This window comes from Streptomyces chryseus (assembly GCF_014650755.1).
GTDB classification, from domain to species: Bacteria; Actinomycetota; Actinomycetes; order Streptomycetales; family Streptomycetaceae; genus Streptomyces; species Streptomyces chryseus.
Window position 1 is genome coordinate 209,202 of the sequence record NZ_BMVO01000005.1, and the last position, 13,047, is coordinate 222,248.

Annotated in this window: 12 protein-coding genes and 2 pseudogenes; 8 read left to right on the top strand and 6 right to left on the bottom strand. The window is 73.4% G+C overall.

Going from position 1 to position 13,047, the window contains the following annotated elements:
- Nucleotides 1-19 precede the first annotated feature (19 nt).
- The 6 genes from IE185_RS11595 (at nucleotide 20) to IE185_RS11620 (ending at nucleotide 7,242) form a co-directional block, all read left to right on the top strand.
- Complete coding sequence (locus IE185_RS11595; RefSeq protein ID WP_189715101.1) at nucleotides 20-838, top strand: IclR family transcriptional regulator; 819 nt, start codon at nucleotides 20-22, stop codon at nucleotides 836-838.
- A gap of 259 nt (nucleotides 839-1,097) precedes the next feature.
- Complete coding sequence (locus tag IE185_RS11600; protein WP_138909674.1) at nucleotides 1,098-2,183, top strand: S-(hydroxymethyl)mycothiol dehydrogenase; 1,086 nt, start codon at nucleotides 1,098-1,100, stop codon at nucleotides 2,181-2,183.
- Nucleotides 2,183-4,636 (top strand): GcvT family protein, encoded by a 2,454-nt coding sequence (locus tag IE185_RS11605; RefSeq protein WP_189715103.1) that lies wholly within the window; start codon nucleotides 2,183-2,185, stop codon nucleotides 4,634-4,636. The genes IE185_RS11600 and IE185_RS11605 overlap by 1 nt, the downstream gene beginning before the upstream one ends.
- A 15-nt stretch (nucleotides 4,637-4,651) precedes the next feature.
- Nucleotides 4,652-5,839: an N-methyl-L-tryptophan oxidase gene (gene solA / locus IE185_RS11610; protein ID WP_189715105.1), complete on the top strand. Its 1,188-nt coding sequence runs from the start codon at nucleotides 4,652-4,654 to the stop codon at nucleotides 5,837-5,839.
- 20 nt (nucleotides 5,840-5,859) lie between these two features.
- Nucleotides 5,860-7,002, top strand: a complete 1,143-nt coding sequence (locus tag IE185_RS11615; RefSeq protein WP_138896936.1) for an aromatic ring-hydroxylating oxygenase subunit alpha — start codon at nucleotides 5,860-5,862, stop codon at nucleotides 7,000-7,002.
- Nucleotides 7,003-7,101: 99 nt separating this feature from the next.
- The gene (locus tag IE185_RS11620; RefSeq protein WP_308432753.1) at nucleotides 7,102-7,242 is read left to right on the top strand and encodes a hypothetical protein; all 141 of its coding nucleotides are present in this window, start codon (nucleotides 7,102-7,104) and stop codon (nucleotides 7,240-7,242) included.
- Between the two features lie 29 nt (nucleotides 7,243-7,271).
- Here the strand turns inward: IE185_RS11620 and IE185_RS33970 are convergent, their stop codons facing one another.
- The 4 genes from IE185_RS33970 to IE185_RS11635 all read right to left on the bottom strand — a co-directional run bounded on the left by IE185_RS33970 (nucleotide 7,272) and on the right by IE185_RS11635 (nucleotide 10,164).
- Entirely contained in the window at nucleotides 7,272-7,424 is a 153-nt protein-coding gene (locus IE185_RS33970) for a hypothetical protein (protein WP_373303711.1), read from the bottom strand.
- Nucleotides 7,421-7,822 carry a chloride channel protein gene (locus IE185_RS33975; protein ID WP_373303712.1) on the bottom strand — a complete coding sequence of 134 codons (402 nt, stop codon included), beginning with the start codon at nucleotides 7,820-7,822 and terminating at the stop codon, nucleotides 7,421-7,423. The genes IE185_RS33970 and IE185_RS33975 overlap by 4 nt, the downstream gene beginning before the upstream one ends.
- A 54-nt stretch (nucleotides 7,823-7,876) precedes the next feature.
- A complete protein-coding gene (locus IE185_RS11630) occupies nucleotides 7,877-8,716 on the bottom strand; it encodes a class II glutamine amidotransferase (RefSeq protein ID WP_138896934.1) in 840 nt (279 codons plus the stop codon).
- Nucleotides 8,717-9,003: 287 nt separating this feature from the next.
- Nucleotides 9,004-10,164, bottom strand: a complete 1,161-nt coding sequence (locus tag IE185_RS11635) for a magnesium and cobalt transport protein CorA (protein WP_138896933.1) — start codon at nucleotides 10,162-10,164, stop codon at nucleotides 9,004-9,006.
- Nucleotides 10,165-10,308: 144 nt separating this feature from the next.
- Between IE185_RS11635 and IE185_RS11640 the strand changes: the two genes are divergently transcribed.
- On the top strand, nucleotides 10,309-11,445 hold the full coding sequence (locus tag IE185_RS11640; protein ID WP_138896932.1) for a winged helix DNA-binding domain-containing protein: 1,137 nt from the start codon (nucleotides 10,309-10,311) through the stop codon (nucleotides 11,443-11,445).
- Nucleotides 11,446-11,454: 9 nt separating this feature from the next.
- A pseudogene (locus IE185_RS11645) lies at nucleotides 11,455-11,715 on the top strand (AMP-binding enzyme); the annotation flags it as partial.
- Here IE185_RS11645 and IE185_RS11650 read toward each other — a convergent pair.
- Nucleotides 11,648-12,167, bottom strand: a pseudogene (locus tag IE185_RS11650) (GNAT family N-acetyltransferase). The pseudogenes IE185_RS11645 and IE185_RS11650 overlap by 68 nt on opposite strands.
- Nucleotides 12,168-12,199: 32 nt before the next feature.
- Complete coding sequence (locus tag IE185_RS11655) at nucleotides 12,200-12,955, bottom strand: hypothetical protein (protein ID WP_138896930.1); 756 nt, start codon at nucleotides 12,953-12,955, stop codon at nucleotides 12,200-12,202.
- Between the last annotated feature and the right edge of the window lie 92 nt (nucleotides 12,956-13,047).

Sequence of the window (13,047 nt, forward strand, 5' to 3'; positions counted from 1 at the left end):
AGGTGGTGAGAGCGGACACATGGCGAGCAAGAGCAACAAGGCCATCACGGAGGAGCCGGACGAGGCGAATCGGGCCAAGGGAGGCGCGAGTTCCGTGCAGTCGGTGGACCGCGCGGTGAGCGTGCTGGAGATTCTGGCGAGAGTCGGTGAGGCGGGGGTCACCGAGATCGCCGACGAGCTGGACGTGCACAAGTCGACCGCCTTCCGGCTGCTCGGTGTGCTGGAGAACCGGGGTCTGGTGGGCCAGTCGAAGGACCGGGGGAAGTACTACCTGGGCGCCGGGGTCCTCAGACTCGCGGGGGCAGCCGCCGGACGGCTGGACATCTCGCAGGAGAGCGCGCCGGTGGTGCGCGAACTGGCCGACGAGGCGGGGGAGACGGTCAACATCGCCGTCCTCGACGACGACGCCGCCGTCAACGTCATGCAGGCGCGCGGGGCGGCGTCCGTCACCGCGCAGAACTGGCTCGGGCGGCGCACGCCGCTGCACGCCACCTCCAGCGGCAAGGTGCTGCTCGCGGGGTTGCCGGCGGCGACGCGGGAGGCTTTCCTGGCCCGCCGGCTGCCGCGCTTCACCGAGCACACCGTGACGTCGGCGGCCGAACTGCGAGCGCAGCTCACGGAGATCGCGGCCGAGGGGTACGCCGTGGTGGCCGAGGAGATGGAGGTCGGGCTGAGCGCGGTGGCGGCTCCGGTGCGGTCGCACGACGGGCAGGTCATCGGCGCGGTGAGCGTGTCGGGACCGGTCTACCGGATGGACGAGGTGCGCCTGGAGGAGCTGGCGAAACTGGCGGTCGACGCGGCGGGGGAGCTGTCGTACCGCATGGGCTTCCGCACCTGACGCGCTGTCGCGTTCTGGCCGGAACCGGGTGGGCGTCGGCCGCAGAGCGCGATCCGGCCGGACGTACGCGTTCCGGCCGTCACCGCGTGGACGGGCCGGACGCCGCCGTACGACGGCGGTGTCCGGCCCGTTCCGCGTCCGGGCCGGCGGGCGGTGTGCCGGGCCTCGTCGCCCCCTTGACGGCCCGCCGATCGCATTCCCAGTATGTCTCTCATCGCGCAACCAGTCGTGCAATGCGCAACAAGAGAGGGGTCGGATCGTGCCTCATGAGGTCCGTGCGGTCGTCGCCACCAAGAGGGGCGCACCCGTCGAGCTGCAGACGATCACCGTCCCCGATCCGGGACCGGGCGAGGTCCTGGTCGGCGTCCAGGCCTGCGGGGTCTGCCACACCGACCTGCACTACCGGGAGGGCGCGATCAACGACGACTTCCCGTTCCTGCTCGGCCACGAGGCCGCCGGAACCGTCGAAGCCGTCGGCGCGGGCGTGGCCGACCTGGCCCCCGGCGACTACGTCGTCCTCGCCTGGCGCGCGCCGTGCGGCGACTGCCGCTCCTGCCGCCGGGGCCGCCCCTGGTACTGCTTCGACAGCCGCAACGCGACCCGCCCCATGACGCTGCTCGACGGCACCCCGCTCACCCCCGCCCTCGGCATCGGCGCCTTCGCCGAGAAGACCCTCGTCGCCGCCGGCCAGGCCGTGAAGGTCAGCCCCGCCGCCCGCCCCGAGGCCGCCGCCCTCATCGGCTGCGGCGTCATGGCCGGGTACGGAGCCGCCGTCAACACCGGGGGCGTCGGCCGCGGCGACACCGTCGCCGTCATCGGCTGCGGGGGCGTCGGGTGCGCCGCCGTCGCCGGAGCCGCGCTCGCCGGGGCCCGCCGCGTCATCGCCGTCGACATCGACGACGCCAAACTCGACGCCGCCGCCCGCTTCGGCGCCACCCACACCGTCAACTCGCGTGGCACGGACGCCGTCGAGGCCGTACGCGAACTCACCGGCGGCTTCGGCGTCGACGTCGCGATCGACGCGGTGGGCCGCCCCGAGACGTACCGCCAGGCCTTCTCCATGCGCGACCACGCCGGCGTACTCGTCCAGGTCGGCGTACCGGAGCCGGACACGCGGCTCGACATCCCGCTGATCGACCTGTTCTCGCGCGGCGGCGCCCTCAAGTCGTCCTGGTACGGCGACTGCCTGCCCAGCCGGGACTTCCCGATCCTCATCGACCAGTACCTCGGCCGCAAGCTCGACCTCGGCGCGTTCGTCAGCGAGACGATCGGCCTGGACGACGTCGAGGAGGCCTTCGCCAGGATGCGGCGCGGCGAGGTGCTCCGCTCGGTGGTGGTGCTCTGATGACGGCGGTACGCGGCCGGGGCGCGTCCCCCCGCGTGGTCGTCGTCGGCGCCGGCATCGTCGGCTGCTCGCTCGCCGACGAACTCACCGCCCGGGGCTGGACCGACGTGACCGTCCTCGAACAGGGCCCGCTGCCCGCCCCCGGCGGCTCCACCTCGCACGCGCCGGGCCTCGTCTTCCGCACCAATCCGGCCAAGTGCCTGACCGAGATGGCCCGTTACACCGTCGAGAAGTTCGGCGCACTGCGCACGCCCGACGGGCAGCCCTGCTTCGATGCCGTCGGCGGACTGGAGGTCGCCACCACCCCCGCCCGTCTCGCCGACCTCCACTGCCGGGCCGGGCTCGCCGCCTCCTGGGGCATCGAGGGCGAGGTCGTGGGCCCCGGGAAGTGCGTCGAACTGTGGCCGTTCCTCGACCGTGAGCGCGTACTCGGCGGTTTCCACACCCCGGGCGACGGCCTGGCCCGCGCCCTGCCCGCCTCACGCGCGCAGCGGGAGTCGGCCGCCGCGCGCGGCGCGCGGTTCCTCGACCGTACGACCGTCACCGGCATCACGCAGCGGGGCGGGCGGGTCACCGGCGTCCTCACCGACCGGGGCGCCTTCCCCGCCGACCACGTGGTGTCCGCCGCAGGCTTCTGGGGGCCGGTGATCGGGCGCATGGCCGGCGTGGACGTCCCGCTGCTGCCGCTCGCCCACCAGTACGCGCGCACCACCCCGCTCGACGCCCTCGCGGGCGCCGTACGGGAGGCCACCCGGCCCATCCTGCGTCACCAGGACCGCGACCTGTACTTCCGCGAGCACGCCGACCGGATCGGCATCGGCTCGTACGCCCACCGGCCGCTGCCCGTCGACCCGTTCACCGTCCCGCGCTACGACGACGCCCCGGTCATGCCGTCCTCGTACCCCTTCACCGCCGACGACTTCGCCCCCAGCTGGGCGGATGCCAAGGCGCTCCTGCCCGCCCTCGCGGCCGCGCGCGTCGACGAGGGCTTCAACGGCGTCTTCTCCTTCACCCCCGACGGCATGCCCCTGCTCGGCGAGACCCGCGAGACGCGCGGCTTCTGGCTCGCCGAAGCCGTCTGGGTCACCCACTCCGCCGGCGTCGCCAAGGCGCTCGCCGAGTGGATGACCGAGGGCCGGCCCTCCCTCGACGTACACGCGTGCGACCTGACGCGCTTCGAGGCCGCGCAGCGCTCACCGGCTTACGTCGAGCAGCGGTCGGCCCAGCAGTTCGTCGAGGTGTACGACATCGTCCACCCGCTCCAGCCCCCCGAGCGGCCCCGCCCGCTGCGCGTCAGCCCCTTCCACGCCCGCCAGTCGCAGCTCGGCGCCCACTTCCTGGAGGGCGGCGGCTGGGAACGCCCCCACTGGTACGAGGCCAACGCCCCGCTCGCCGCCGCCCTCACCCTGCCCCCGCGCGACGCCTGGTCCGCCGCGCACTGGTCCCCGGTCGCCGCCGCCGAGGCGAGGGCGACCCGCGAGAGGGTCGCCCTGTACGACATGACACCGCTGCGGCGCCTCGAAGTCACCGGCCCCGGAGCCCTCGGCCTCCTCCAGCGCACGACCACCAACAACGTGGCCAAGAAGCCCGGCGCGGTCACCTACACCCTCCTCCTCGACGAGGCCGGGGGCATCCTCTCCGACCTGACCGTCGCCCGCCTCGCCGACCAGCACTTCCAGATCGGCGCGAACTCGCCCGCCGACCTCGACGTGCTGCTGCGCGCGGCCCCCGACGACGTACGGATCCGCGACATCACCGCCGGCACCTGCTGCGTCGGAGTCTGGGGCCCGCTCGCCCGCGACCTCGTCCAGCCGCTGACCCGCGACGACCTCTCGCACCAGGGCCTCGGCTACTTCAGGGCCCGGCGGACCCACATCGGCGAGGTCCCGGTCACCGCGATGCGCCTCAGTTACGTCGGCGAACTCGGCTGGGAGCTCTACACCACCGCCGACCTGGGGCTCCGGCTCTGGGACACCCTCTGGGAGGCCGGGCAGCGGCACGGCGTGGTCGCGGCCGGCCGCTCCGCCTTCAACAGCCTGCGCCTGGAGAAGGGCTACCGGGCCTGGGGCGACGACATGACGTCCGAACACACCCCGTACGAAGCGGGCCTCGGCTTCGCCGTCCGTATGGACAAGGGCGACTTCACCGGCCGTGAGGCCCTGCTGGCCCTCGCGGCGCGCGGGGAGCCGGTCCGCAGGCTCACCGCGCTCACCCTCGACGACCCCGCCGCCGTGGTCCTCGGCAAGGAGCCGGTGTACGTCGGGGGCCGCCCGGCCGGCTACGTCACCAGCGCCGGCTACGGATACACCCTGGGCCGCTGCGTCGCCTACGCCTGGCTGCCGCCGCTCGCTCCCGGCACGCCCGTGCACATCGCCTGGTTCGGTGAGAAGGCGGCCGCGACCGTCGCCGAAGAGCCGCTCTTCGACCCGCAGATGACCCACATCCTCAAGTGAGCGAGGTCCCGGCAGATGCCACCCACCCATGACGTGATCGTCGTCGGCCTCGGCGGCATGGGCAGCGCCGCCGCCCACCATCTCGCCGCGCGCGGCGCCCGGGTGCTGGGCCTGGAGAAGTTCGGCCCGGTCCACAGCAAGGGCTCCAGCCACGGCGGTTCGCGCATCACCCGCCAGTCCTACTTCGAGGACCCGGCGTACGTACCGCTCCTGCTGCGCTCGTACGAACTCTACGAACAGCTCGAACGCGACACCGGCCGCGACGTCGTCACCCTCTGCGGCGGCCTCATGGTCGGCCGCCCCGCATCGCGCACCGTCGCGGGCTCGCTGCTCTCCGCCCGGCAGTGGGACCTGCCCCACGAGGTGCTCGACGCCGCCGAGATCCGCCGGCGCTTCCCCACCCTCACCCCCCGCGACGACGAAGTCGCCCTCCACGAGGAACGGGCCGGACTGGTCCGCCCCGAGAAGACCGTCGCCGCGCACGTGCAGCTCGCCACCCAGGGCGGCGCCGACCTGCACTTCGAGGAACCGATGACCCGCTGGGAGGCGCTCGGCGGCGGCCGGGGCGTGCGGGTGCACACCGCCGAGGACACGTACACGGCCGGGCACCTCGTCGTCTGCCCCGGCGCGTGGGCACCCCGGCTGCTCACCGACCTCGGCGTGCCGTTCACCGTCGAGCGGCAGGTCATGTACTGGTTCCAGCCCACCGGCGGCGTCCGGCCCTTCCTCCCCGAGAAGCACCCGATCTACATCTGGGAGGACGCCGAGGGCGTCCAGGTCTACGGCTTTCCCGCGATCGACGGACCGTCGCTCGGCGCCAAGGTGGCGTTCTTCCGCAAGGGAACCGTGTGCACGCCCGAGACGATCGAGCGCACCGTGCGCGAGGACGAGGTGGCCGCGATGGCCGGCCACATGTCCCGCCACATCCCGGCGCTGCCCGGCACCTTCCTCAAGGCCGCGACCTGCATGTACTCCAACACCCCCGACGAGCACTTCGTGATCGCCCGCCACCCGGCGCACCCCGGCTCCGTCACCGTCGCCTGCGGGTTCTCCGGCCACGGCTTCAAGTTCGTGCCCGTCGTCGGCGAGATCGTCGCCGACCTCGCCCTCACCGGCGACACCGGGCACCCCATCGAGCTCTTCGACCCCCGCCGGCTCACCGCCGCTCCCACAGCCGCCCCCGTCGCCGCGCCCCCCGCCTGAGCCGAGAGGCAGCCACCGCCATGACCACCACCGCGAGCCTGCTGGCCACTCTGCCCGGCCACTTCTACACCGACCCCGCGATCTTCCGCGCCGAGCAGGAGCGGATCTTCGAGTCGCTCTGGTACTGCGCCGTCCGCAGCGCGGACCTCGACCGCCCCGGGGCCTTCCGCACGGTCCAGGCCGGCCGGGAGAACGTCATCGTCACCCGCACCCGCACCGGCGAGCTGCGCGCCTTCCTCAACGTCTGCCGCCACCGCGGCGCGCGGCTGTGCACCGAGAGCGCGGGACAGGTGCGGCGCACCCTGCAGTGCCCGTACCACGCCTGGACGTACGGCCTGGACGGCACGCTCGTCGCCGCCCCCAACCTCCGGCAGATGCCCGACGTCGACCGTACGGAGTACGGACTGCTGCGGGTCGCCCTGCGGGAATGGCTCGGCTACGCCTGGATCTGCCTCGCCGACGAGCCGCCGTCCTTCGAGGACACCGTCGTCGGCGCCGTCGTGGAGCGGCTCGGCGACAGTGCGGCGATCGAGCGGTACGCGACCGAGGAGCTGGCCCTGGGGCGGCGTGTGAGCTACGACGTCGCGGCCAACTGGAAGCTGATCGTCGAGAACTTCATGGAGTGCTACCACTGCGCCACGATCCATCCCGAGCTCACCGACGTGCTGCCGGAGTTCGCGGACGGCCTGGCGGCGCAGTACTACGTGGGGCACGGCGCGGGGTTCGCCGAGGAGGCGCAGGGCTTCACCGTCGACGGCAGCGCCGGCTTCGGGCGGCTGCCGGGCGTCACCGACGCGCAGGACCGCCGCTACTTCGCGGTCACCGTCAGGCCGCAGGTCTTCCTCAACCTGGTGCCGGACCACGTGATCGTCCACCGCGTGTTCCCGCTCGCCGAGGACCGCACGGTGGTGGAGTGCGACTGGCTGTACGCGCCGGGAGTCGTGGCGTCGGGAGCGGACCTGGACAAGTCCGTCGAGCTGTTCCACCGCGTGAACGTCCAGGACTTCGACGCCTGCGAGCGGACGCAGCCGGCCATGGCCTCCCGGGCGTACGCGCGGGGCGGGGTGCTCGTCCCGGCGGAGCACCACATCGGGGCGTTCCACGACTGGGTGACGCGCCTGCTGGGGAAGGATCCCGGGGCTCCCGCCCCGCAGCACCCCTAGGTTTAGCGGAAGCGGGCACAACGTGGAGACATGGGCAGCGACGAGCATGAGACCGAAACGCGGGCCCGACACGTCTGTCCGGCCTGCAAGCATCCCGTCGTGTCCGAGATGGAACGGCACAAGTCCCTCGGGGTCTTCGTACCCGTCTGGCACCCGGCTCCGTGCCGCAACCCCGAGTGCGCGGCGTACGTACCGGAAGCGGACGGTGAGCGCAGCGAGGCGTCCGGGCCCCACGCGTGACCCCCCGGCGCCGCTGATGCGGCGCCGGGTCACCGGCCGGCGTCGGTGCCGGCCGGGGCGGCCGGGGCGGGCCGGACAGGCAGCAGTTCGGCGGTCACGAACGCGACCACGGCCGCCAGGATCACGACCGGGATCATGTCCGAGCTGCCCAGCAGCAGCACCACCAGCACCACACTGCTCACCGGAAGCCCAGCGTGGCCCCGGCGGCCGCCGCCATGCCCGCCGCCATCCCGGGTACGACTCCGAGGCCCGGCAGGGGAGCGAGCAGCACGCCGGCGGCGGCTCCCAGGAAGAGGGCCGGGAAGATCGGGCCGCCTCGCAGGCTGCCCAGGCACAGTGCGTACGCGACGCCCTTGCACACCAGGACGGCGAGCAGCGCGCCGACGCCCCAGGCGTGCGGGTGGGCGGCCAGCTCGCTCAGCGTGGCCTGGCCGGACGAGGCGACGTCGGCGGGCGAACGGTCGGTGACCAGCGCGTAGACGGCGGCGCAGACAGCGGCGCCCAGCGCGCACAGGACGGTCCGTACGGGGACGTCGGCGCGCACGTACGCCGCCGCCCGCCGGGCCGTGGCCAGCGCCACGGGGGCGGGAACGGGCCGCTCATCGGGCCGTGCGTGGAGGTGGGAACGGGCCGCTCACGAAGCCGGCGCGAAGGGGCGCAGTGCGTCCGCCCCGTCGGCCCGCACCACGCCGTACGTGTGCTCCGGCACTTCGTGCCAGGCCCCCGGCAGGTCGCCCAGGGGCTCGGACACGACGAGGCGCGTCTCCTCGGACAGCTCCCGCAGAAACGACATGTCGGGGTGCAGCGCCCTGAGCGAGTCCACCCGGCTGCTGTAGAACAGCGAACGGGCCGTGCCCGCGCTGGCGTAGCGGAACGCCCACGTGTCCGTGCCGTCGGTCGTCGCGATCGTCATCTGGAGCGGGGCGTCGATGCCGTGCGCGCGGCCCACGCGTTCGACCGTCGCCGCCATCCGGGCGACCGCGCCGGGGGGATCGTCCTCCAGGCCGAAGGTGAGGGCGAGGTAGAACATCACCTCCGAGTCCGTGGACCCCTCGATGTCGGCGAACAGGGAGGGATCCACCGCCACGCAGAGCTCCCTGCGCAGCAGGTGGAAGTCGGCGATGGCCCCGTTGTGCATCCACATCCAGCGGTCGTGCCGGAAGGGGTGACTGTTCGTCTGCTGCACGGCCGTCCCCGTCGACGCGCGGATGTGGGCGAAGAACAGCTGCGACCTGACGTGCCCGGCGATCTCCCGCAGATTGCGGTTGTTCCACGCCGGTCCGACGTCGCGGACGACGGCGGGAGTGGTGATGTCCGACTCCCGCGCGTACCAGCCGATGCCGAAGCCGTCCCCGTTCGTCGTCTCCACGCCCAGACGGGAGTGCAGACTCTGGTCGATCAGCGAGTGCGCGGGCCTGTACAGGATGGTTTCCAGGAGCAGCGGCGTCCCCGAGTAGGCCAGCCACCGGCACATCGACGGTCACCTCTCCCGGTCGGCGCTGCTCGGCCCGTACGACGCGCGGGGCACGCCCGCCGGCCGCACGCCGGCGAAGGCGTCCCTGTGCTTGTTGCCCCTCTGGGTGGTCGACTTGTCGGTCCTCGTTTCGGCGACTGCCTGGTACGGGCGCCGGCGCCTCGGCGGCCCGCCACCACCGGACCGGCACGCGCACGCTGCCCTTCGGCGCACCCGCTCTTCCACGGTCCCGCGTGCTGCCGTTGATCGCACACCGGGAGGGCGCCCGGCCCCCGCAGGCGGCCGCCCTAGAGCCAGTTCCGCCGCTTGAAGATCAGATACAGGCTCAGGCACACAGCACCCATCAGCGCCACCGCGAAGGGGTATCCGAGGGCCCATCGCAGCTCCGGCATCTCCTCGAAGTTCATGCCGTAGATGGTTCCCACCAGCGTCGGAGCGAACAGGATGGCGGCCCACGCGGAGATCTTCTTGATCTCCTCGTTCTGTTCGAACCCCGCCTCCGCCAGCGCCCGCATCTCCGCGTTCTGCTGCTGCGTCACCAGCGTCGAGTTGACCGTGAGGATGTCCGCAAGGGCCTGCCGGAAGCCGTCGACGCGCTCACTGGTGTGGGTGACGTGGTCGGCCACGTCGCGCAGGTAGCGCTGGAGTTCCTCGTCCGTGCGGTACTTCGCGAAGCCCGCCATCAGGCCGTGCAGCATGCCCACCAGCGGCCGGGTGGCGCGCTGGAACTCGACCATCTCGCGGGAGAGTTCGTAGATGCGGCGCGACACCTCGGGGTCGCCGCGGAAGACCTCGGTCTCGATCTCGTCGATGTCGTTCTGCACGCCCTCCACGACCGGCGCGTACCCGTCGACCACGGCGTCGAGGATCGCGTACAGCACCGCCTCCGGCCCCAGCGCCAGCAGTTCGGGAGCGGCCTCCATGCGCCGGCGGACGGCGGAGAGGTCGGGCGCGGCGCCGTGGCGGACGGTGATCACGAAGTCCTGGCCGACGAAGACGTGCAGCTCGCCGAAGTCGACCTCCTCCGCGGCGTCGAGGTAGCGCGCCGCGCGCAGCACGACGAAGAGCGTCTCGCCGTACCGCTCCAGCTTCGGACGCTGATGCGCCTCCAGCGCGTCCTCCACGGCGAGCGGGTGCAGGTCGAACTCGGCGGCCAGCGAGTGGATCTCGCCCTCGGACGGCCGGTGCAGTCCGATCCAGGCCATGCCGGACGGGTACTCGCGCAGCTGGCGGAACGTCTCGGCGAGCGAGTCGGGCGTGGAGACGCGGCGCCCGTCGCGGTAGAGCGCGGCGTGCACGACACTGGCGCCGTCGCGCGGTACGCCGTCGGACGCGGCCGGGCCGCCGGGCGTCGGTGGTCCGGCGGGAGGACCGGCCGGTGGCGGGGACTGCCTGCGCCAGGCGTGCTTCATCGGGGACAGCGCGGGACGGACGCGTCGCTCTGTCATCGCGGATCTCACCTCCCGCGTCGGGTCGGACGCGCGGGCCGGGCGCGCCGTCGGGCACGGGCAGGATATACGTCCTATATGTCACCGGCATCGTTCTGTCATCGCGGACCGGACCTGTCCGCGATGCCGGATAGCGTGCGGAGCATGGCCTCGCAGAAGACGAACCAGGGACCGGCGTCGCCGGCCGTGCTCAGCCCCCGCGCCCTCAACCGCGCCACTCTGTCGCGCCAGCTCCTGTTCCGGCGTACCGCCATGGCCGCGAAGGACGCCGTCGGGCATCTCGTGGGCCTCCAGGCGCAGAACACCAAGCCGCCGTACTACCAGCTCGCCGCGCGCCTCGACGGCTTCGACCCGGAGGAGCTGTCGGGGCTGATGGCCTCCCGCGAGGTCGCCCGCATCGTCACCCTGCGCTCCACCATCCACACGCACACCGCGGACGACTGCCTCACCCTGCGCCTCCTCGTGCAGGGCGCGCGCGACCGCGAGCTCGGGTTGTTCCGCAAGGGGCTCACGGGCGTCGACCTGGAGCGGCTGGCCCGGACCGCCCGCGCGTTCGTGGAGGAGAGCCCCCGGACGCCGAAGGAGATCCGGGAACTGCTGCTCAAGGAGTGGCCCGAGGCGGAGCCGCTCGCACTGGGCGTCGCGGCGCGCTGCCTGCTGCCGCTGGTGCAGGTCACCCCGCGCGGGCTGTGGGGGCAGAGCGGGCAGGTGGCGCTGACCACCGCCGAGCAGTGGTTCGGACGGGCGGCCGAGCCGGTCCCGGCGCCCGACGCGACCGTACTGCGCTACCTCGCGGCGTTCGGCCCGGCCTCGGTCAAGGACATGCAGACGTGGTGCGGGCTGACGCGGCTGCGCGAGGCGTTCGAACGGCTCCGGCCCCGTCTGGTCACCTTCCAGGACGTGCGCGGCGTCGAACTCTTCGATCTCCCGGACGCCCCCCGGCCCGACGAGGACACGCCCGCACCGCCGCGCTTCCTGCCGGAGTTCGACAACCTGCTGCTGTCCCACGCGGACCGCACGCGGGTGGTCCCGGCGGAGTACAAGGAGCGGACCTGGAAGGGCAACCAGAGCCACCGCACCTTCCTGGTGGACGGCTTCCTGGCGGGCATCTGGCGGCTGGAGGAGTCCGACCGGGAATCCACCGCCACCCTGACGGCGCAACCGTTCGGCCCGCTCGGCCGGGAGCAGCGGGCGGCGCTGGTGGCGGAGGGCGAGTACGTACTCGCCACGACGACCCGCGCGACCACCCGCGACGTACGGTTCGGGACGGTCTCGGCGTAGGAAGGGACAGCCTGCGTCGTCCCGCGCGACCTCCGGGACGCCCCGACGCTGGACGAGGTGGCGGCGTACTGCCGCGACCGGCTCGCCCACTACAAGATCCCCCGCCGGCTGCGGATCATGGACTCCTTCCCGATGACGGTCAGCGGCAAGGTCAGGAAGGTCGGGCTGAGGGAGAGCTACCGGGACCAGGGCGGGCGCCCCGTCACAGTTCGCGCCGCATGCACACGCGCGGCCGGCGGTCGAGGCCGTGCGCGGCCTCCTCGCGTCTGATCCGCCGCAGCCCGTCCGTCAGTTCGGCCTCGGAGAGGGGCCGGAAGCCGGTGCGCGCGTGGTACGGCGCGTTCCAGGGGACGTCGGCGAAGGTGGTGAGCGTGAGGGCGGCGAGGCCCTCCTGCACGGCGGCCACGTGCGCGAGGTGCGTGATCAGCGCACGCCCGACACCTTGCCGGGACGCGCGGGGGTGGACCGACACCTGCTCGATGTGCGCCGCCCCGTCCACGACGTCCCAGATCAGGTACGCGGCGGGGTGGTCGGCGGCGTCGGCCGCGACCCAGGCGCGGCCCGCCCGCCGGTAGCCGGCCAGCAGCGCGACGGCGGGTGGCTCGTCGTCGGCGATCGCGGCCATGCCCAGGCGCGGAAGGGTTCGCCGGCGGCGCGCTCGACGGCCTGGAGGGCGGGAGCTCCCCAGGCGTGGCGAGCCGTATGCGCGGGGGCGACGGCATCGGCGGGGGAGTGGGCACGGGGCCGGTCTCGCTTACGCGCCGGTGCTGATCAGCTCGTCGGCCGGGCGGTTGACCGGTTGCGGTGTCCCCGTGAGGTCCATGACGAAGAGCGGGACCCCGAGGGTGTCCGCGCGGGCGCGGGCGTCGTCGGCGTACCCGGCGAGGGAGAAGAACACGCCCACCGCCGACGCGCTGAGGCCGTGCAGCCACAGGCACTCGACGTCGCGCAGTCCGGCGGGGCGGGTCGTCGGGTCGACCTGGGCGACCATGCCCGGCGCCCGCAGGTCTATGCCCGAGGCCGGCCGCTCGGGGGACTGCATGATGTCGCGGAACCCGAGCCACTTGAGGTAGAGCGCCGCCGCGGTCACCGCGTCCCGCGCGGTCCTGATCGTCATCGGGCGGAACTTCGGTCGCGGGGGAGCCGCGGTCGGCGGCAGCGGGATGTGGGTCGGGTGGCCGGCGGCGGAGGCGGGCGGCCGTCCGGCGCGGGTGCCCGTCGACGGCCGGGTCCCGGGCGCGGGCCGCGGAACGGGACGTACCGGAATGCGCAGCACCACTCCGCAGGCGCATCCCAGCTCCGGCTGCGGCCACTGGCCCTGCCGGCCGCACGAGCCGCACCGGACGGTCACCCACGCGTCGGTCCAGGTGCGGTGTGTGATCCGCTCCGGGGCCGCGCCCCGTAAGAGCGGCGGCGCCACCGGCTCCCCGCACGCGCACGGGAAGACCGGCGGCGTGAAGGTGTGCTGGCGACGGCATGCCGGGCAGCGCACCGGCACGTTCTCTCCCATGACCGTCCCCCTCGGACCGTCGGCGTGTGCGGATGTGCGTGGGGTGACCGCGGCACGGGCGGCCGTTCGCCCATGACCGCGGTATGCCGCCC

What these genes read in the sequence shown, in the direction of transcription:
- IE185_RS11595 (WP_189715101.1), top strand. Translation starts at nt 20, where the DNA reads ATGGCGAGCAAGAGCAACAAGGCCATCACGGAGGAGCCGGACGAGGCG.
- IE185_RS11605 (WP_189715103.1), top strand. Translation starts at nt 2,183, where the DNA reads ATGACGGCGGTACGCGGCCGGGGCGCGTCCCCCCGCGTGGTCGTCGTC.
- solA (WP_189715105.1), top strand. Translation starts at nt 4,652, where the DNA reads ATGCCACCCACCCATGACGTGATCGTCGTCGGCCTCGGCGGCATGGGC.
- IE185_RS11615 (WP_138896936.1), top strand. Translation starts at nt 5,860, where the DNA reads ATGACCACCACCGCGAGCCTGCTGGCCACTCTGCCCGGCCACTTCTAC.
- IE185_RS11630 (WP_138896934.1), bottom strand. Translation starts at nt 8,716, where the DNA reads ATGTGCCGGTGGCTGGCCTACTCGGGGACGCCGCTGCTCCTGGAAACC.
- IE185_RS11635 (WP_138896933.1), bottom strand. Translation starts at nt 10,164, where the DNA reads ATGACAGAGCGACGCGTCCGTCCCGCGCTGTCCCCGATGAAGCACGCC.
- IE185_RS11640 (WP_138896932.1), top strand. Translation starts at nt 10,309, where the DNA reads ATGGCCTCGCAGAAGACGAACCAGGGACCGGCGTCGCCGGCCGTGCTC.
- IE185_RS11655 (WP_138896930.1), bottom strand. Translation starts at nt 12,955, where the DNA reads ATGGGAGAGAACGTGCCGGTGCGCTGCCCGGCATGCCGTCGCCAGCAC.